The sequence below is a fragment of the Izhakiella australiensis genome, assembly GCF_002006995.1.
GTDB classification, from domain to species: domain Bacteria; phylum Pseudomonadota; class Gammaproteobacteria; order Enterobacterales; family Enterobacteriaceae; genus Izhakiella; species Izhakiella australiensis.
In genome coordinates this window covers 75,836-95,859 of sequence record NZ_MRUL01000006.1, presented here as the reverse complement: position 1 = coordinate 95,859, position 20,024 = coordinate 75,836, and the positions used below count along the sequence as shown (strand labels likewise).

13 protein-coding genes, 1 pseudogene and 1 CRISPR repeat array are annotated in these 20,024 nt (G+C 53.0%); of the genes and pseudogenes, 11 read left to right on the top strand and 3 right to left on the bottom strand.

The window, feature by feature from the left end; all coding sequences use genetic code 11:
- Nucleotides 1-5 precede the first annotated feature (5 nt).
- From aceF to yacL, 7 genes and pseudogenes are all read left to right on the top strand, one after another.
- Nucleotides 6-1,901 carry a pyruvate dehydrogenase complex dihydrolipoyllysine-residue acetyltransferase gene (gene aceF / locus BTJ39_RS10845; RefSeq protein WP_078002708.1) on the top strand — a complete coding sequence of 632 codons (1,896 nt, stop codon included), beginning with the start codon at nt 6-8 and terminating at the stop codon, nt 1,899-1,901.
- Between the two features lie 291 nt (nt 1,902-2,192).
- Complete coding sequence (lpdA, locus tag BTJ39_RS10840; RefSeq protein ID WP_078002707.1) at nt 2,193-3,617, top strand: dihydrolipoyl dehydrogenase; 1,425 nt, start codon at nt 2,193-2,195, stop codon at nt 3,615-3,617.
- A 382-nt stretch (nt 3,618-3,999) separates the two neighbouring features.
- Entirely contained in the window at nt 4,000-6,681 is a 2,682-nt protein-coding gene (cas3, locus tag BTJ39_RS10835; protein WP_078002706.1) for a CRISPR-associated helicase/endonuclease Cas3, read from the top strand.
- 204 nt (nt 6,682-6,885) lie between these two features.
- Nucleotides 6,886-7,512, top strand: a pseudogene (gene casA, locus BTJ39_RS10830) (type I-E CRISPR-associated protein Cse1/CasA); the annotation flags it as partial.
- Nucleotides 7,513-7,538: 26 nt separating this feature from the next.
- Nucleotides 7,539-8,421: direct repeats of the CRISPR family, unit length 28 nt; unit sequence GTGTTCCCCACATGCGTGGGGATAAACC.
- A gap of 298 nt (nt 8,422-8,719) precedes the next feature.
- Nucleotides 8,720-9,352 carry a thermonuclease family protein gene (locus BTJ39_RS10825; protein ID WP_241825902.1) on the top strand — a complete coding sequence of 211 codons (633 nt, stop codon included), beginning with the start codon at nt 8,720-8,722 and terminating at the stop codon, nt 9,350-9,352.
- A 596-nt stretch (nt 9,353-9,948) separates the two neighbouring features.
- Nucleotides 9,949-12,546: a bifunctional aconitate hydratase 2/2-methylisocitrate dehydratase gene (acnB, locus tag BTJ39_RS10820; RefSeq protein WP_096777722.1), complete on the top strand. Its 2,598-nt coding sequence runs from the start codon at nt 9,949-9,951 to the stop codon at nt 12,544-12,546.
- Between the two features lie 375 nt (nt 12,547-12,921).
- On the top strand, nt 12,922-13,296 hold the full coding sequence (gene yacL, locus BTJ39_RS10815; protein WP_078002705.1) for a protein YacL: 375 nt from the start codon (nt 12,922-12,924) through the stop codon (nt 13,294-13,296).
- 116 nt (nt 13,297-13,412) lie between these two features.
- On the opposite strand, the gene speD is transcribed toward yacL, so the two are convergent.
- The 3 genes from speD to BTJ39_RS10800 all read right to left on the bottom strand — a co-directional run bounded on the left by speD (nt 13,413) and on the right by BTJ39_RS10800 (nt 15,561).
- Nucleotides 13,413-14,222, bottom strand: a complete 810-nt coding sequence (gene speD / locus BTJ39_RS10810; protein ID WP_078002704.1) for an adenosylmethionine decarboxylase — start codon at nt 14,220-14,222, stop codon at nt 13,413-13,415.
- 26 nt (nt 14,223-14,248) lie between these two features.
- Complete coding sequence (gene speE, locus BTJ39_RS10805) at nt 14,249-15,106, bottom strand: polyamine aminopropyltransferase (protein ID WP_078002703.1); 858 nt, start codon at nt 15,104-15,106, stop codon at nt 14,249-14,251.
- Nucleotides 15,107-15,213: 107 nt separating this feature from the next.
- Nucleotides 15,214-15,561, bottom strand: a complete 348-nt coding sequence (locus tag BTJ39_RS10800; RefSeq protein ID WP_078002702.1) for a YacC family pilotin-like protein — start codon at nt 15,559-15,561, stop codon at nt 15,214-15,216.
- 161 nt (nt 15,562-15,722) lie between these two features.
- Between BTJ39_RS10800 and cueO the strand changes: the two genes are divergently transcribed.
- From cueO to BTJ39_RS10780, 4 genes are all read left to right on the top strand, one after another.
- A complete protein-coding gene (gene cueO / locus BTJ39_RS10795; RefSeq protein ID WP_078002701.1) occupies nt 15,723-17,309 on the top strand; it encodes a multicopper oxidase CueO in 1,587 nt (528 codons plus the stop codon).
- 185 nt (nt 17,310-17,494) lie between these two features.
- On the top strand, nt 17,495-18,031 hold the full coding sequence (hpt, locus tag BTJ39_RS10790; protein WP_078002842.1) for a hypoxanthine phosphoribosyltransferase: 537 nt from the start codon (nt 17,495-17,497) through the stop codon (nt 18,029-18,031).
- Between the two features lie 166 nt (nt 18,032-18,197).
- Nucleotides 18,198-19,124, top strand: coding sequence for an ABC transporter ATP-binding protein (locus BTJ39_RS10785; RefSeq protein ID WP_078002700.1), 927 nt, complete (start codon nt 18,198-18,200; stop codon nt 19,122-19,124).
- Complete coding sequence (locus BTJ39_RS10780; protein ID WP_078002699.1) at nt 19,121-19,891, top strand: ABC transporter permease; 771 nt, start codon at nt 19,121-19,123, stop codon at nt 19,889-19,891. Before BTJ39_RS10785 ends, BTJ39_RS10780 begins: the two co-directional genes overlap by 4 nt.
- Nucleotides 19,892-20,024 lie beyond the last annotated feature (133 nt).

The following is a 20,024-nucleotide window of genomic DNA, read 5'->3' as shown; positions in this document are numbered from 1 at the left end:
GCGCAATGGCGATTGAAATTAAAGTTCCGGATATCGGGGCAGATGAAGTTGAAGTTACCGAAGTAATGGTCAAGGTAGGCGACAAGGTTGAAGCCGAGCAGTCGCTGATCGTGGTTGAAGGTGACAAGGCTTCAATGGAAGTCCCTTCCCCGCAGGCCGGCGTGGTAAAAGAACTGAAAGTTGCGGTGGGTGATAAAGTCGAAACCGGCAAGCTGATCATGGTCTTTGATGCTGAAGAGGGCGGTCAGGCCGCGCCGGAAAAAGCGTCAGAGAAAAAAGAGGCCGCGCCAGCGGCTTCTGCGCCGGCAGCCGCAGAAAGCAAAGAAGTTACGGTTCCGGATATCGGCAGCGATGAAGTTGAAGTGACCGAGGTGATGGTCAAAGTGGGCGACAGCGTTGAAGCTGAACAGTCGCTGATTACCGTCGAAGGCGATAAAGCCTCAATGGAAGTCCCTGCGCCTTTCGCCGGGAAAGTAAAAGAGATCAAGATCGCCACCGGCGACAAGGTCTCCACCGGCTCGCCGATCATGGTGTTTGAGGTGGCGGGTTCCGCAAGCGCAGCATCTGCGCCTGCGGCGGAAAGCAACGCTCAGCCCTCAGCCGCTGCGCCTGCCGCTTCCGGCAGCAAAGACGTGAAGGTTCCGGACATCGGCGACGATGAAGTTGAAGTCACCGAAGTACTGGTGAAAGTTGGCGATAAAATCAGCGCCGAACAGTCGCTGATCGTGGTTGAAGGCGACAAGGCTTCGATGGAAGTGCCGGCGCCTTTTGCTGGCAGCGTGAAGGAAATAAAAATTAGCACCGGCGATAAAGTAAAAACCGGCTCGCTGATTATGGTGTTTGAAGTTGAGGGCGCGGCGCCAGCTTCCGCCCCGGCGGCGAAGCAGGACGCCGCACCGGCTCAGACCGAGCAGAAGGCGGCGGCTCCGGCGCCTGCCGCGGCGAAAGCCTCTGGCAAAGAGGAGTTCACCGAGAACGACGCCTACGTTCATGCCACTCCGGTAATTCGCCGTCTGGCGCGCGAGTTTGGCGTCAACCTGGCGAAGGTGAAAGGCACCGGTCGTAAAGGGCGTATCCTGAAAGAAGACGTTCAGGCCTACGTCAAAGATGCGGTGAAACGCGCAGAGTCTGCTCCGGCTGCCGCTGGCGGCGGTCTGCCTGGCATGCTGCCCTGGCCAAAAGTCGACTTCAGCAAGTTTGGTGAAGTTGAAGAAGTTGAGCTGGGCCGTATCCAGAAAATCTCCGGCGCTAACCTGAGCCGTAACTGGGTGATGATCCCGCACGTTACGCATTTCGACAAAGCGGATATCACCGATCTGGAAGCGTTCCGCAAACAGCAGAACGTTGAAGCCGAGAAAAGAAAGCTGGATGTGAAGATCACCCCGGTGGTGTTTATCATGAAAGCCGTGGCCGGCGCCCTTGAGCAAATGCCTCGCTTTAACAGCTCTCTGTCGGAAGATGCTCAGCGCCTGACGCTGAAAAAGTACATCAACATCGGCGTGGCGGTTGATACGCCAAATGGCCTGGTGGTTCCGGTGTTCAAGGATGTGAACAAAAAAGGGATTATCGAGCTTTCTCGTGAGCTGATGGCGATCTCGAAAAAGGCGCGCGATGGCAAGCTGACCGCGGGTGATATGCAAGGCGGCTGCTTTACTATCTCCAGCCTGGGCGGCCTTGGCACCACCGCGTTTGCCCCCATCGTCAACGCGCCGGAAGTGGCTATTCTGGGCGTTTCGAAATCCAGCATGGAGCCAGTGTGGAACGGTAAAGATTTCACGCCGCGCCTGATGCTGCCGCTCTCGCTTTCCTTCGACCATCGGGTGATCGATGGCGCGGACGGTGCGCGTTTCATTACCATTATTAATAACCTGCTGTCGGATATCCGTCGCCTGGTAATGTAATGATGGACAAGGCCGGCCTATGCCGGCCTTGTTGTAAGAATTCAGGGACCGAAGCGGTTTGCAGTTTATTAACAATTCTGTAAACTCTTGCGGTGAAATTATCCCGGTTGAGAAAGGACTTAACGAGCCTGTTCTTTCAGGCGAGACTGGTGCAGTCAATTTGTGAATTGCCCCGCATTAAGGACCCGGTGCGTACATGAAGTACGCAAGGCGTCCGGGCCTGGCAGGACGCAAAATGACCTTACCGGACAGGCTCTGCGTCTGACCGCCGGCAATAAACAAGAGGTCATGATGAGTACAGAAATCAAAGCTCAGGTCGTGGTACTTGGAGCAGGCCCGGCAGGCTATTCTGCTGCTTTCCGTTGCGCTGATTTAGGTCTGGAAACCGTCCTGGTTGAACGTTACAACACCCTTGGCGGCGTTTGTCTGAACGTGGGTTGTATCCCTTCCAAAGCATTGCTGCACGTAGCAAAAGTTATTGAAGAAGCCAAAGCTCTTGAGCAGCACGGCATCGTATTCGGCCAGCCGAAAACCGACATCAATAAAATTCGCACCTGGAAAGAAAAGGTTATTACCCAGCTGACCGGCGGCCTGGCCGGCATGGCGAAAGGCCGTAAGGTGAAAGTGGTCAACGGACTGGGCAAATTTACCGGCGCCAACACCCTGGTGGTTGAAGGTGAGAAAGAGTCCACCACCATCAATTTTGATAACGCCATTATCGCCGCGGGTTCACGTCCTATCGAACTGCCATTTATTCCTCATGACGACCCGCGCGTTTGGGATTCAACCGATGCGCTGGAGCTGAAAGAAGTGCCTGAGCGCCTGCTGGTAATGGGCGGTGGGATCATCGGTCTGGAAATGGCGACCGTTTATTACGCGCTCGGCTCGCAGATCGACGTGGTTGAGATGTTTGACCAGGTGATTCCGGCTGCCGATAAAGACGTGGTGAAAGTATTCACCAAGCGTATCAGCAAGCAGTTCAACCTGATGCTGGAAACCAAAGTCACCGCCGTTGAAGCCAAAAAAGACGGTGTTTATGTGACGATGGAAGGTAAAAAAGCCCCGGCGGAGCCGCAGCGCTATGACGCGGTGCTGGTCGCCATCGGCCGCGTGCCGAATGGCAAAAACCTGGACGCGGGCAAAGCGGGAGTTGAAGTTGACGACCGTGGTTTCATTCGCGTTGACAAGCAGCTGCGCACCAACGTCCCGCACATCTATGCGATCGGCGATATCGTCGGTCAGCCGATGCTGGCGCACAAAGGTGTGCACGAAGGTCACGTCGCGGCAGAAGTCATCGCCGGCAAGAAACACTACTTCGATCCGAAAGTTATCCCATCTATCGCCTACACCGAACCCGAAGTTGCCTGGGTCGGCCTGACTGAGAAAGAAGCGAAAGAGAAGGGCATCAGTTACGAAACCGCTACCTTCCCATGGGCAGCCTCCGGCCGCGCTATCGCTTCTGACTGCGCAGACGGCATCACCAAGCTGATTTTCGACAAAGAAACCCACCGCGTTATCGGCGGCGCGATTGTCGGCAGCAACGGCGGCGAGCTGCTGGGTGAAATCGGCCTGGCTATCGAAATGGGCTGTGACGCTGAAGATATCGCTCTGACCATTCATGCGCACCCAACGCTGCATGAATCCGTTGGCCTGGCGGCAGAGCTGTTTGAAGGCAGCATTACCGACCTGCCAAACCCGAAAGCGAAAAAGAAATAAGCGCGCTTTTTGGGCTAAGAACGGCTCCCGAAAGGGGGCCGTTTTTTTATGCATCAGAGTTATGCCGAAAGCAAAAACAACCTTCCTTGCGGATATTGCCGGGATTTAACCGGTGAGCTTGCGGCTGACCCTGACTGCTACTGGAAAACCATCGGCGATAATTAATGGATAAGTTAATAGCCGCTTAAACCCATGGTGGCGGTTGCTACATACTGTGGAAAAGTAGAGCTATTTGATGATTCAGAACGGAGAAAAATAATTCACTGCTAAGTTGAGACAAGTCAGCCAATCTGGATTTAATGATCTTTAATACATTAAATAATATTTATATTTTCCTCATTTGGCTTATCTTGGGAATTGTCTTGAAAAATAGGGATGTTGTATGTTTGTTGAAGCAAGTGCGCTGTATCGCTATTGGGGTAAAGCGCAACTCAGTAAAGACAAAACTGCGATCGGCTGCCATTTACTAGCCTGGCACTCTTTGGACGTGGCTGCTGTTGCTGCCCGTTGGTGGGATAGTGCGCCTGCCTTACGTAAGCAATTTTGTGCAGATAGCGCATCGGCACAATATCGGGCCTGGCTTCTATTTTTTGTCGCACTACACGATTTTGGTAAGTGGGATATTCGGTTTCAGGCCAAATGCTGGTCCGCATGGCAAGCGCTGAATCCTGATGAAACCAGTAGAAATCCACCCTGGAATGGAAAGTGGGATCATGGAGCCGGAGGTCTTTATTGGCTGAAAAAAGATGCCGATATCGATATTGGGCATTCCGATTCCGATGATTTTAACGACTTTTTATTAGTGCCATCTGCTCCCCATAGCAACCAGGACTGGCTACCGTGGATGGAGGCGGTTGCCGGGCACCATGGCTATGTTTACGCACATCATACTATTGCCACAGCGGATAATCTGGCTTTGAGCGCGGGGTTAGCAGGCCGTGGTGCGACGGATAAACAGGTTCGTCAGGCATGGTTACAAGCGCTGGAAATTCTTTTCTTACAGCCTGTCGGACTGAGTTTAAATGACGTTCCCCCGCCTTGCTCTCCGCTTCTGGCAGGGTTTTGTTCAATTGCTGACTGGCTTGGCTCCTGGAGTACGGAAGATACGTTTGCCTACCAGGCTACTCAGGAGCCTCTGGCTGATTACTTCTTAAGACGCTATGACCAGGATGCTCCAACGGTATTAGCCCGCAGTGGATTGATAAGTCAGGTTAATAATTGGAAAGGTATTGAGGCGCTGTTGGAGCCAGGACTGCAGCCACGCCAGCTGCAAATGCTGGTGAATGTTCTACCCGAGCAGCCGGGGTTGACTATTATTGAGGCACCTACCGGGGCGGGAAAGACAGAAACCGCTTTGGCTTATGCATGGCGGTTGTTAGCTAGCGGAAGCGCTGAGAGCATTATTTTTGCACTGCCAACACAAGCTACGGCTAATGCCATGTTATCCCGACTGGATAATCTGGCAACGCTTTTGTTCAATGAACCGAATCTGATTCTGGCCCATGGTAACTCCCGTTTCAGCCATGCATTCTCCGCCGTTAAATCGCGGGCGGAAAAAGTACAAAAGGAAGAGGGGGAGGCCTGGGCGCAGTGCTGTGAATGGCTAAGCCGTAGTAATAAACGCGCATTCCTCGGCCAGATTGGAGTCTGCACCATCGATCAGGTGTTAATTTCCGTATTGCCGGTTAAGCATCGCTTCATTCGTGGGTTTGGCATTGCGCGCAGCGTTCTACTGGTTGATGAAGTCCATGCTTACGACACATATATGCATAAGTTGTTGGAAGAAGTGCTGCATCAGCAATACCTTGCCGGGCAAAGTGCGCTGCTGCTTTCAGCTACGTTACCGCCCACCTTAAAGCAGCAGCTATTGGACACTTATGGCGGGCAACCCGGTGAAAGCTCGCAGGACGAATCTTATCCCCTTATAACCTGGCAGCAGGGCAACGAGCGCCGTTTTTTTGACCTTTACGCAATGCCAGAACATCTGCCGGGCTCGTTTAGCCTGGAGGTTAATCGCCGCTATCTTTGTGAGATGCTGCCTGACGAAAATTTGTTGGCAGATATGATAGCAGCGGCACGGGCGGGGGCGCAGGTTTGTCTGATTTGTAATCTGGTAGATGTTGCACAGCAAGCATATCAGCGGCTGTGTCGCGCGAGCGACGTTGATGTCATGTTATTTCATTCACGCTTTACGTTGGTTGATCGCGGCGAAAAAGAAGCGAATACCCTGACGTTTTTCGGTAAACCCGGCGATCGAACCGTTGGGCGTATATTGGTAGCTACTCAGGTTGTTGAACAATCTCTGGACGTTGACTTTGACTGGCTAATCACTCAACTTTGTCCGGCAGATCTGTTATTTCAACGCGCAGGGCGTTTGCATCGCCACAAACGTGACAAGCGTCCAACGGGTTTTCTTCAGCCGGTTCTGACCGTACTGTTGCCAGACGAATCGGATTATGGCCGTAGTAATTTTATTTACACTAACACGCGGTGTATGTGGCGAACTCAATTGCTACTGGAAGAGCTGCGTGATACCCCTTTGATCTTCCCACAAGCTTACCGCCAGTGGATAAACTCTGTTTATAAAACAGAAAAATCGTCTGATGAACCAGCCTGGATTGAGGAGGGGATGCAGAGATTTGACCAACAGGAACAATCCCGCCGTTATAACGCCCGCCTGATGCTGAACACTACACAAAGAATGACGCCATTTACCGATGATGATGGCCATATCCGCGCCGTGACACGTGACGGCGAAATGAGTTTGCCATTGCTGCCCTTCATTGAAACCTCTACCGGTCGGCAGTTACTGAATGGTCAGTTAATTAAAACACTTAACGAATTTTCCGTTGCGGAAACTCTGGCGTTGAATCGGGTAAACGTGCCGGGCAGCTGGCAAAAAAAGTGGAAGTTGGAACCTGATGAAGAAGGCGTAGTTTGGGTTGCCGGCCAGTGGCTGGGGGATCAGTGGATCGCTCAGATTGCGGGCGGAAAATTGATTTATTCTCGGGAAATGGGAATGAAGGTCACTCCCATTTGCAGCCCAAAAGATTTTAGGAACTAGCGATGCAAAACAACAGCAACGGTTTATCCCCATGAAGATGGGGAAGCAAGATACTGACAGCTTCAGACTTAAATCACAAAAATTTAATTTAACAAAAGCAACTTGATTTTATTGGTTGCATGCCTTAAATGGCAAGCTTAGTTTAATTATTGTCAGCGGATTTTGTCGTCTGACTAACCAGAAAATATTAATTATGGAGGAGTGATGGACCTTCTGACCGACCCATGGATTCCCTCCCGGCCAATAGAAAGAGGGGAGTTCGAACAAATTACCTTGCAGCAATTGCTGTGTGACCCGCAAAAGCGCTTGCTTAGTTTACCGCGCGACGACATGGAGATGGCAGCCACTCAACTATTAATCAGCATTGTCCAACTCTTATGGCCGCCAGAGGATCTTAATCAACTAACGCAGCGCATAATAAAGCCGCTTACGGCAGATGAATTTTTCAACGGTATTAAGGATTACAAAGCGGATTTTGACTTAGCCCATCCAGAATATCCGTTTATGCAGGTAAAAGGTGTGGCGGCAAAGGACGTTACCGGCATGGACAAGCTAATGGTCGGGTTAACGGGCTCCACCAGCTGTGCTTTTGTAAATCAACCCGGGCAGGGCGATGCATTATGTTCTGGCTGCACCGCTATTGCGCTATTCAACCAGGCTGGTAACGCGCCTGGTTTCGGCGGTGGCTTTAAAAGCGGACTACGTGGCGGTACACCAATTACTACCCTGGTGCAGCAGCCATGTTTACGAACTACCGTTTGGGCGAACGTCCTAACCGAACAAAGCCTTGATAAATATTATCCAGGATGGCGGCAACAGGATGGACACGATTTTACCTGGCGGCAATACGCTCCTGCGTGTTCCCCACATGCGTGGGGATAAACCGGAGCTATCTCCACTCTGGTAGCGCTGAAAGACGTGTTCCCCACATGCGTGGGGATAAACCGAAACCGGCAGGGTTTACTCTCTCGGCAACTTCGTGTTCCCCACATGCGTGGGGATAAACCGCTATTTTTCGCGCGGACATCCACCCCTGCAGTGTGTTCCCCACATGCGTGGGGATAAACCGCCTGTAGTTCTGCCGTGAAGAAACCGCAGCCAGTGTTCCCCACATGCGTGGGGATAAACCGGTTTGAGCAGGGTATTACCAAAATTATCGTAAGTGTTCCCCACATGCGTGGGGATAAACCGCTCAATGCCGTGAGTCTGCCGGAAATAGCTCATGTGTTCCCCACATGCGTGGGGATAAACCCATTTGCTGAAAAATCGGACGACATCCGCAAGCGTGTTCCCCACATGCGTGGGGATAAACCGACCCGGAAATTTTCCGCGTGGCTTGCCAGCGCGTGTTCCCCACATGCGTGGGGATAAACCGGAAACGCCGCTTGCTGTTCAGATCGCGGGCGCGTGTTCCCCACATGCGTGGGGATAAACCGTCAGGGAGATGTACGAGCGCAGCCCTATGGAGGTGTTCCCCACGTGCGTGGGGATAAACCGATTTCCTGTGCTCCACAAGGAAGGATAATCCGGTGTTCCCCACATGCGTGGGGATAAACCGCACAGTGGCGCGTCTGGGTTACTATCAACAGCGTGTTCCCCACATGCGTGGGGATAAACCAAATGCCCCTGTGCAGGCGTGGTGGACGCATAAGTGTTCCCCACATGCGTGGGGATAAACCGTAAGACACTGCAAAATAAGACGGCAATTCTGAGTGTTCCCCACATGCGTGGGGATAAACCGCTTTATAGGGCAGACCCGTCGGCGACCAGTTAGTAATCCCCACCCTTGCGGAGATAAGCCAGATGAATCAATGGCGCTAACTTTCCCGCCTGTTTTTCCCCACCCGAATGGAACCCGGCCAGTAAATTCTGGCATATCTGGGCCAGGGCAATTTTTTGCGAGCGCTCTCGATTGCTGGTTAAACGTTCTGATAAACGGCGGTATTCAGTGATGAACCAGGGTAGCCTGAGCAGAGACTAAAATCGTAAGGGAGATTCGATAGTGGGCAATAAAGGAATATGTCTTCAGGGGTACGCGATGCTATGCGCCAGGTTGAAAAGGCGGTTACTTCAGCTGGCTAACGTTAACCGGCGCCTGGCGATTGTGATTATTTATTCATTTTATCGCCGTAGGCATAGCCTGCAGGCAATTCGTCACCTGCCTGTTTATGGGTTTCCGCTGTTAACGCTTGGCTTTATGCTGCAGATTATGCCGGTGCGAGCGGATGTGCGGGGGCGGGTGGTCTGGGTGCTCGATGGTGATACGGTGGAAATTTATAACGGTCATCAGCGCCAGCGCGTACGGCTAATGGGCATTGATGCGCCGGAGAAGTTTCAGCCTTTTGGTCAGCGTTCGCGACGGGCGCTCGGCGCGCTGATTAGCGGTAAAACGGTCACTGCTGTCGGCAAAAAGCAGGATTACTACGGCCGCCTACTGGCGATTATCAGGCTGAACGGACGTGATATTAATGCCCGGCAGGTGGCAACCGGTATGGCATGGGCCTATCGCTTTCATAATAAAGCGCAGAATGCAGGCTATGCGCTGCTGGAGCAGCAGGCGCGCCGGAAACGGATCGGCTTATGGGCCGGCAAGCAGGTAATAGAACCCTGGCGCTGGCGCATGCTGGAACGCCAGTTCGGTCTTGTTCAGTGGGTGCATTCATCTCAGTGATTATAAATTTTTCATTTACCTTTTTTATTTCATGGCGCCATTGGTGGTTAATTAAAAAAACCTTCCCGTAAAGAGTAAGGTGGCGGTGTTAATGCAATTTATTTCCACTCGCTAATTATTTATCGCTAACGAATCGCATTCGGAACTATCTGCGGCGGAACGCATTGCCTTGCTGGCAAAATGAAACAGGGTAGGGGTAACTGGCCAACGTTAAGGACGTGCGTTATCGATCGTTTAATGTAATGCTGGCGTGCGAATTAAATTAGGTCGCGACGGGATAATTCTTAATTCGTTGAACTCTGCGCCCTGTAAAGCGAGTTATTTAATCAGGGTTATCCATAGCCAGAGGTAATAGTGATGCGTTGTAAGCATCGCTGTAACAGCGGTTTTATCCTGGAAGCTGGCCTTCCTTAAAGCCCGCTATGGCAACGGGATGGTGATGTTGCTTTTTTGTAAACGGATTAACATCCGGGGTAAATCCTGCTATGCTGGCCCACGCGGAACCGGGCGCTCTACCCTACACACGGAGCGTTATCACTGGCGTTGAGCAGCTGGTGTCCCGGTAGCCCCAATACAATGAGAGCGAGGAGAACGTCGTGCTAAAAGAATATCGTGAGCACGTTGCAGAACGTGCTGCCCAGGGCATTGCCCCTAAACCCTTAGACGCTTCCCAGATGGCCGCGCTGGTTGAACTGCTGAAAAACCCACCCGCTGGCGAAGAAGAATTCCTGACCGACCTGCTCGTCAATCGCGTGCCGCCTGGCGTGGATGAAGCGGCCTATGTTAAAGCTGGCTTCCTGGCCGCCGTTGCCAAAGGCGATGCTACCTCTCCTCTGATTAGCGCTGAAAAAGCTGTCGAACTGCTGGGCACCATGCAGGGTGGTTACAATATCCACCCACTGATTGAAGCGCTTGATGATGACAAGCTGGCGCCGATCGCGGCCGACGCGCTCTCACGTACGCTGCTTATGTTTGATAGCTTTTACGACGTTGAAGAGAAAGCCAAAGCGGGCAACCCTCACGCGCAAAGAGTGCTGCAATCGTGGGCCGATGCCGAATGGTATTTGCATCGTCCGCAGCTGGCGGAAAAAATCACCGTTACCGTGTTCAAAGTTACCGGTGAAACGAACACCGATGATCTCTCTCCGGCGCCGGACGCCTGGTCGCGCCCGGATATTCCGCTGCACGCGCTGGCGATGCTGAAGAACGCCCGTGATGGCATTGAGCCGGACGAGGCGGGCAACATTGGCCCCATTAAGCAGATTGAAGCGCTGCAGGCCAAAGGTTTCCCGCTGGCCTACGTCGGCGACGTCGTGGGAACCGGCTCGTCACGCAAATCCGCCACCAACTCGGTGCTGTGGTTTATGGGTGACGACATCCCCAACGTACCGAACAAAAAAGGCGGTGGCGTGGTGCTGGGCGGCAAAATTGCGCCAATCTTCTTCAATACCATGGAAGATGCCGGCGCGCTGCCGATCGAGGTTGATGTTAATGAACTGAATATGGGCGATGTGATCGACATCTACCCGTACAAAGGCGAAGTGCGTAACCACCAGACCGGTGACGTGCTGGCAACCTTTGAGCTGAAAACCGAAGTGCTGATCGACGAAGTGCGTGCCGGCGGCCGTATTCCGCTGATTATCGGCCGCGGCCTGACCACCAAAGCGCGCGAGTCACTGGGTCTGTCTCATAGCGACGTATTCCGCAAGGCGAAAGACGTGGCGGAAAGCAATCGTGGTTTCTCGCTGGCGCAAAAAATGGTCGGACGCGCCTGCGGAGTGGAAGGTATTCGCCCGGGCGCTTACTGTGAACCTAAAATGACCTCGGTCGGTTCGCAAGACACCACCGGCCCCATGACGCGCGATGAGCTGAAAGACCTCGCCTGTCTGGGCTTCTCGGCTGACCTGGTGATGCAATCATTCTGCCACACCGCAGCCTATCCGAAGCCGGTGGATGTGAACACTCACCATACGCTGCCGGACTTTATTATGAACCGTGGTGGCGTCTCGCTGCGTCCGGGCGATGGCGTTATCCACAGCTGGCTGAACCGTATGCTGCTGCCGGATACCGTAGGCACCGGCGGCGATTCCCATACGCGTTTCCCGATCGGCATCTCTTTCCCGGCAGGTTCTGGCCTGGTCGCCTTTGCTGCGGCCACCGGTGTTATGCCGCTGGATATGCCGGAATCGGTGCTGGTGCGCTTTAAGGGCCAAATGCAACCGGGGATCACGTTACGCGATCTGGTTCACGCCATTCCGCTGTATGCCATCAAACAGGGACTGCTGACCGTTGAGAAAAAAGGGAAGAAAAACATTTTCTCCGGGCGCATCCTTGAAATTGAGGGCCTGCCGAAGCTGAAAGTTGAGCAGGCTTTTGAGCTGACCGACGCCTCAGCAGAGCGCTCAGCGGCGGGCTGTACTATCAAGCTGGATCAGGAGCCGATTATTGAGTATCTCAGCTCGAATATCGTGCTGCTGAAGTGGATGATTGCCGAAGGCTATGGCGACCGTCGTACGCTGGAACGCCGTATTCAGGGTATGGAAAAATGGCTGGCCGATCCGCAACTGCTGGCCGGTGATGCCGACGCAGAGTACGCGGCGGTGATCGATATCGATCTGAACGAAATCAAAGAGCCGATCCTGTGTGCGCCGAACGATCCGGATGATGCGCGCCTGCTTTCTGACGTGCAGGGCGAAAAAATCGATGAAGTATTTATCGGTTCCTGTATGACCAACATCGGTCACTTCCGCGCTGCCGGTAAGCTGCTGGACAGCCACAAGGGCCAGTTGCCGACCCGTCTGTGGGTTGCGCCGCCAACCAAAATGGACGCCGCGCAGCTTACTGAAGAAGGCTATTACAGCGTATTTGGTAAAAGCGGGGCGCGTATCGAAATACCAGGCTGTTCGCTGTGTATGGGCAATCAGGCGCGCGTTGCCGATGGCGCAACGGTGGTTTCAACTTCAACCCGTAACTTCCCGAACCGCCTTGGCACCGGCGCTAACGTGTATCTGGCTTCTGCCGAGCTGGCTGCCGTTGCATCCCTGCTGGGCAAACTGCCGACGCCGGATGAATATCAGCAGTTTATGAATCAGGTTGATAAGACTGCCAGCGATACCTACCGCTACCTGAACTTTGACCGGCTGTCGCAGTACACGGAAAAAGCTGACGGGGTTATTTTCCAGACCGCAGTCTGAGGTTGAAATCACCCGAAAGAAACCGACGGTCCGATCCCCGGTTTCACAGCAGAAACGGCCTGAGGCGACTCAGGCCGTTTTTTTATGTTCGCAGAACACCCGGCGCTGGCGGATAGCGCAAAGCGCTGGTTTGGCCGGGGCAGGATAACTACCCCCCCCTCTCTTCCTGAAAAAAGGCCACAGGATACTTATTCAAAAAGAGGGTGAGGTGATTTAAGTAAACAAAGGGAGAAATCTGTTTAAAGTCTGAGCGTGCGCAAGCAATTGCGTGCGCAATAGCTGTTTTTAAGCGGCCGGGCTGCGATAATTACCCTATAAACGGCGGCGTTTCGTCAGGGATGCGTTATCGCGGACCAATTGTAAGAGGGCAGCGCTATGGAATATGAACTATTACGCGATGTTACCGGCCAGCTAAAAATGCGTATGTCGATGGGCCATGAGGCGGTCGGCCACTGGTTTAATGAAGAAGTAAAACAGGATCTGGCGCTGCTGACGGAAGTTGAGCAGGCCGCGGCCAGTCTGAAGGGGAGCGAGCGTCAATGGCAGCGTGTTGGTCATGAATATACGCTGTGGATGGATGAAGAAGAGGTGATCATTCGCGCCAATCAGCTCAATTTCGACGGCGATCAGTTGGAGGAGGGCATGAGCTATTACGATGAAGAGAGTCTGTCTTTCTGCGGCGTAGATGATTTTCTGCGGGTGGTTGTCGCCTGGCGCGAGTTTGTCGCGCAGTATGGCGTCGGGCGCTGAGGCCGCTATTTTTTCACCACCAGCAGCAGCAGCGGCTTTGGCTCCGGTCAGTGGCGATCGGCGCATCGGGTAAAACAAAAAAGCGACCGTTTCGGGTCGCTTTTAGCATCAGTGGACTACAGCGTTTTCAGCCCGATCGCCGGGATATTGCGGCCATAGTAGATTTCACGCATCTCTTTCCACAACAGGTCGGTAATGCGTTTATGCTCCTGTGGCGAAAGATCTTCCGGCTGGGTATGGAACAGATAGTGCTTCAGGTCGAACTCTTTTAGCAGCATCTTGGTGTGGAAGATGTTTTCCTGATAGACGTTCACGTCCACCATGTCATACATCGACTTCATATCTTCCGCCATGAAGTTCTGAATCGAGTTGATCTCATGATCGATAAAGTGCTTCACACCGTTTACGTCGCGGGTAAAGCCACGTACGCGATAGTCGATGGTAACAATATCTGACTCAAGCTGATGGATCAGGTAGTTCAGCGCTTTCAGCGGAGAAATAACTCCGCATGTCGACACTTCTATATCAGCCCGGAAGGTGCAAAGTCCGCCTTCCGGGTGGCTTTCAGGATAGGTGTGAACGCAAATATGACTTTTGTCGAGATGAGCCACGACCGCGCTGGGTAACGGGCCAGGGTTCTCCGAGGTATCAATATCGCGCGGATCAACCGGCTCTTCACTGACCAGAATGGTTACGCTGGCGCCCTGCGGCTCATAATCCTGGCGGGCAATATTAAGAATATTGGCGCCGATGATTGAGCAGGTCTCACTCAGAATTTCGGTCAGTCGGTTGGCGTTGTATTGTTCATCAATATACGCGATATAGCCGTCACGCTCAGCTTCAGTATTAGCGTAACAGATGTCGTAGATACAAAAACTCAGGCTTTTGGTCAGATTATTGAAGCCATGTAGTTTCAGCTTTTGCAATTTCGTTCACCCCCTTAAATGGCTACTCAGCTGCGCAGCGCATTCAACAGATATTGTGGCAAAGCAAAGCTCCCTGCATGGATTGCCGGATTGTAATAACGACAGTTCAAACCAGCCGCATCGAAGCGGGCCTGAATCGTCTGGACGTCTAACTGGCGCAGTGCCGGATTATTGCTCGCCCAGGCAAACGTCATAATCCCGCCGTAATAGGTGGGGATCGCTGCCTGATAAAAGCTGACGTCCTTGAAATAGTGACTTAATTTCCGATGGCTATTAACGGCCTCATCCTGTTGCAGGAAACAGACGCCGTTCTGGGCAACGAATATGCCGCCTTCATTGAGAGAGTTATAGCATCCTTGATAGAAATCGGACGTAAACAAACCTTCACCAGGGCCGATGGGGTCGGTGCAGTCGGAAATAATAACGTCAAACTTCTCCTGGCACTGGTTAACAAAGTTGACGCCATCGTCAATCACCAGCTTAAAGCGCGGATCGTCATAGGCGCCGGCGCTGTGATTCGGCAAATGCTGGCGGCAGAAGTCCACGACGGCGGCATCAATTTCCACCATCGTTATCTGCTCAACGCTTTTATGGCGCGTCACTTCGCGCAGCATTGCGCCATCGCCGCCGCCGATTATCAGCACCCGACGGGCGTTGCCATGGGCCAGCAGCGGCACGTTGGTCAGCATTTCATGATAGATAAACTCATCACGTTCAGTGGTTTGCACCACGCCGTCCAGCGCCATTACCCGCCCGAGGGCGGCGTTTTCAAAGATGATCAGATCCTGATGCTCGGTCTGATTGTGGTAGAGCACGTTGTCAACGCTGAAGTATTGCCCGAAGCCGTCATGAAGCGTTTCGAGCCAGGTCTCTTTCTGAGTCATAGCTTGATTCTCCTTATCTTCACCGCCACAAAAAATGGCGCGATATAATAGCTAACTCTGACCGTGGTTGCACGGTCAAGTTATCGACTAAAGAAAAGAAAAAATGATTACTTCACGTAGGCGAGCAGGCTGAGGGAATCACGGGCCAGCTTTTTACACTTCATGTCATTAGCGATCGCTATGCCGCTAAGATCGCGATAGCTGTCTTCGCCCAGCGCTTTCATATTAAAGCTATTATAGTTGCTGAGATCCCAACGGTTTTGCTGGGCAAAAAATACCAGTGCGCGCCTTATCTGCGTATCGGGTAAATTTTGGTAGCCGCAGTCATTTTTCAGATAGACGAAAACGGCGGTCAGATCGGCCATATCTTCTGCCTCTGACTCGTTGAGCGCATAGCTACTGGCGGAAAATCCCAGCATTGCCAGCAGCAACACCGCCTGAATACATTGCTTCATTACAGCTCTCTTCTGTTTAACCTGCATTGAAGTTAGCACAGTTAAAGGTCTTTAATGAGACAATTTTGCGCTACTTATGGCGCTTTTGTCGCCGGAATGATTGACCTTCCGCCAGGGGCAGGGTTTAGGCTAGGGTTGACTGGCTATTGAAGGAGTTTTTGATGCAAAGACGCGATTTCCTGCGCTACAGCGCGGCGTTTGGCCTTGCCTGTGGTTTGCCATCCTGGCGCAGCGCTTCAGCGGCGCCCCAGCCGCGTATATCCCTGCCGGTACCCGACCTGCTGACGCCCGATGCTAAAGGCGAGTTAACCCTGATAGCGCAGACCGGCGTGAGCCGCTGGCGGGGGAAGGACGCGGCCAGCTGGGGATATAACGGCAGCCTGCTGGGGCCGGCGATTCGGCTACAACGCGGTACGCCGGTGACGATTAACCTGCTTAATTCATTGCCGGAGGCGACCACCGTTCACTGGCACGGGCTGCTGATCCCCGGCAACGCCGACGGCGGGCCGCATTCGCCGCTGGCGCCTGGCCAGCATCTGAAGGTTCAGTTCACCCCGGATCAGCCCGCGGCCACCTGCTGGTTTCATCCTCATCTGCACGGGCGTACCGGCTACCAGGTGGCGCAAGGACTGGCTGGTCTGGTGATGATTAATGACAATCTGAGTGGAAAAGTTAATCTGCCTCAGCAGTGGGGCGCCGACGATATACCGCTGATATTTCAGGATAAGCGGCTGAACGCGCAGGGACAGATTGACTATCAGCTTGATGAGATGGCCGCGGCGGTTGGCTGGTTTGGTGACCTGCCGTTAACCAACGGCGTGGTGTACCCCCATCAGGCGGTGCCGCGCGGCTGGCTGCGTTTTCGCCTGCTGAACGGCAGCAACGCCCGAATGTTGGATCTGCGAACCTCCGATAAGCGGCCGCTGTATGTTATTGCCAGCGATGGTGGCCTGCTGGCCGAGCCGGTCAAGGTTGAAACGCTGGCGATGTTGCCCGGCGAGCGCTTTGAGGTGCTGATAGATGCCCACGATGGTAAAACCTTTGATATAGAAACCCTGCCAGTGACGCAGTCAGGCATGACGCTGGCTCCCTGGGATAAACCTCTGCCGCTGGTCACTATCCAGCCGCTGCAAATTTTGGGCAGCGGTACGCTGCCGGATAAGCTGGTGACGCTGCCGCCGGTTGTCGATACTGCCGGACTGCACAGCCGTTGGCTGCAGCTTTCTATGGATCCGCAGCTGGACAGGCAAGGCATGAATGCGCTGATGGCGCGCTATGGTCATCAGGCCATGGCGGGGATGGCGATGGACCACCAGGAACATGATGATATGGCGAGCATGTCGATGGATAAGCAGGGGCACGGCGCAAGCAGCGGAATGGCGGCGAAACAGGCGCCTTATGATTATCACCAGGGCAATAAGATTAACGGCCAGGCCTTTACGATGAACAACAATGCTTTTGCCGTGCCGCAGGGCGTTTACGAAAAATGGACCATCTCCGGCGAGGGTGACATGATGCGTCATCCGTTCCATATTCACGGTACGCAGTTTCGCATTTTGTCTGAAAACGGCAAGCCGCCGGCAGCGCATCGTCAGGGCTGGAAAGATATTGTTGACGTCAACGGCTGGCGCAGCGAAGTGCTGGTGCGCTTTGATCATCCGGCGGATGCCGGACACCCTTATATGGCGCATTGCCATTTGCTGGAGCACGAAGACTCGGGAATGATGCTGGGCTTTACCGTGGCCTGAGGTTCATCAACCGCCGATTCTGTGAGTTTTCCCTCCCGGCACCAGTTGCTGATATAATCCGGCGCTTACCTTCTCCACCGGCCGCATTAAGTTTGTGCTGGTCGGTGGTTCCCGGGCTTTAGCGCCGGGAAAGTCCACGCTGAACAGGAAACTGAACTGATTAAGGTCAGTGAGACGTATTGATGATGAAACACACCGTTGATGTCATGATCTCCGAGCAGGAGATCGCAAACCGCGTTGCTGAACTGGGCAAACAAATTACCGCTGATTACCGTGATAATGGCACTGAAATGGTGCTGGTAGGGTTGCTGCGCGGTTCCTTTATATTTATGGCCGACCTTTGCCGCGCCATTGAGGTTTCCCACGAAGTCGACTTTATTACCGCCTCCAGCTACGGCAGCGGCATGTCCTCAACCCGCGACGTGAGAATTTTAAAAGATCTGGATGAAGACATTCGCGGTAAAGACGTGTTGATCGTTGAAGACATTATCGATTCCGGCAATACGCTGAGCAAAGTGCGTGAGATCCTGCGCCTGCGCGAACCTAAATCGCTGGCGATTTGCACCCTGCTGGATAAGCCGGAGCGCCGTGAAGTAGAGGTGAAAGTTGAATATGTCGGCTTCTCCATTCCCGATGAATTCGTGGTGGGCTATGGCATTGACTATGCCCAGCGCTATCGTCATTTGCCGTATGTCGGCAAAGTAATTCTGCTGGACGAATAACGTAGCACGATCGATTAAGGCCGGGTTTCCCGGCCTGAGTTATTATATGTCTGACTATATTGTTGCTCATACACCTGAATCGCGTTGTGGCGTCGCACACTGCATCTGAAATGTGTTTTATGTTCTTCCCTCCTAACCATACATATAACAGGGTTCTTACTGACTTATGACTTACGCTCTGGAGCTGGAAAAGCTCTCTAAAACCTACGCCGGCGGCGTTCAGGCGCTGAAGAGTCTCGACCTGAAAGTTGAGGCGGGTGACTTTTACGCGCTTCTGGGGCCGAATGGCGCCGGGAAATCGACCACCATTGGCATTATCAGTTCGCTGGTGAATAAAACCGGCGGCAGCGTGCGGGTCTTTGGCTACGACCTGAGTAAGGATATTGTGAACGCCAAGCGTCAGCTCGGGCTGGTTCCGCAGGAGTTTAACTTTAATCCCTTTGAGACCGTGCTGCAGATAGTGGTTAATCAGGCTGGCTATTACGGCGTTGATAAGAAAGAAGCGCGGGTGCGCGCGGAAAAATACCTCACGCAGCTCGATCTATGGGAAAAGCGCAATGAGCGCGCCCGCATGCTTTCCGGCGGCATGAAGCGGCGTCTGATGATTGCCCGCGCGCTGATGCATGAACCCAAACTGCTGATCCTTGACGAGCCTACTGCCGGGGTGGATATCGAGCTGCGCCGTTCCATGTGGACCTTTTTAAAAGAGCTGAATGCGCAGGGCACCACCATCATTCTGACTACCCACTATCTGGAAGAGGCGGAGATGCTTTGCCGCCACATTGGTATTATCCAGCGCGGCGAGCTGGTGGAAAACACCACCATGAAAGAGCTGCTTTCCAAGCTTAAATCCGAAACCTTTATTCTGGATCTGGCGCCGAAAAGCCCGCTGCCACAGCTGGAAGGCTATCAGTATCGTCTGGTAGACACCGCAACGCTGGAGGTAGAAGTGCTGCGCGAGCAGGGCGTTAACAGCGTGTTCAGCCAGCTGAGCGCTCAGGGGGTTCAGGTATTGAGTATGCGTAATAAAGCCAATCGTCTCGAAGAGCTGTTTGTCGATCTGGTTCAGGGCCGCAAAGGAGAATCAGCATGAGCAATTTATATTGGGTGGCGCTGAAGAGCATCTGGGATAAGGAAATTAACCGCTTTGCGCGTATCTGGATCCAGACGCTGTTGCCGCCGGTTATTACCATGACCCTGTACTTTATTATTTTCGGCAACCTGATCGGTTCGCGTATCGGTAATATGCATGGTTTTAGCTATATGCAGTTTATCGTGCCGGGGCTGATTATGATGGCGGTCATTACCAACGCCTACGCGAATGTCTCCTCATCATTTTTTAGCGCTAAATTTTTACACAATATTGAAGAGCTGCTGGTCGCGCCAGTGCCGACTCACATTATCATCTGGGGTTACGTCGGCGGCGGCGTAGCGCGCGGCGTTTGCGTGGGCATACTGGTTACTGCGGTTTCGTTATTTTTTGTTCCTTTCCACGTTCATAGCTGGGCAATGGTGGCGGTGACGCTGCTGCTGACGGCGATCCTTTTCTCGCTGGCGGGCATGCTGAATGCGGTATTTGCGCGTACCTTTGATGACATCAGCCTGGTACCGACCTTCGTTCTGACGCCGCTGACTTATCTGGGCGGCGTATTCTATTCGCTGACGCTGCTGCCGGAATTCTGGCAGACGGTTTCAAAGCTCAATCCGATCGTTTATATGATAAGCGGCTTTCGCTACGGTTTCCTCGGCGTGAGCGACGTTTCACTGACGTTGACGCTGTCGGTACTGGTCGCTTTTATTCTGGTGTTTTACGCCCTGGTTTGGCGTCTGGTTGAGCGCGGTCGCGGTTTACGTACTTAAGAATATTCTTTATTTATACCCGTGCAGATAATGTGCGGGTTATTTCTTTAGCACAGTTTATTGGAATTATTGCGTTTTTTATAATACATTTTATTGACAACTTTGATGTATTACCAGATTTTTCTGAATTAAC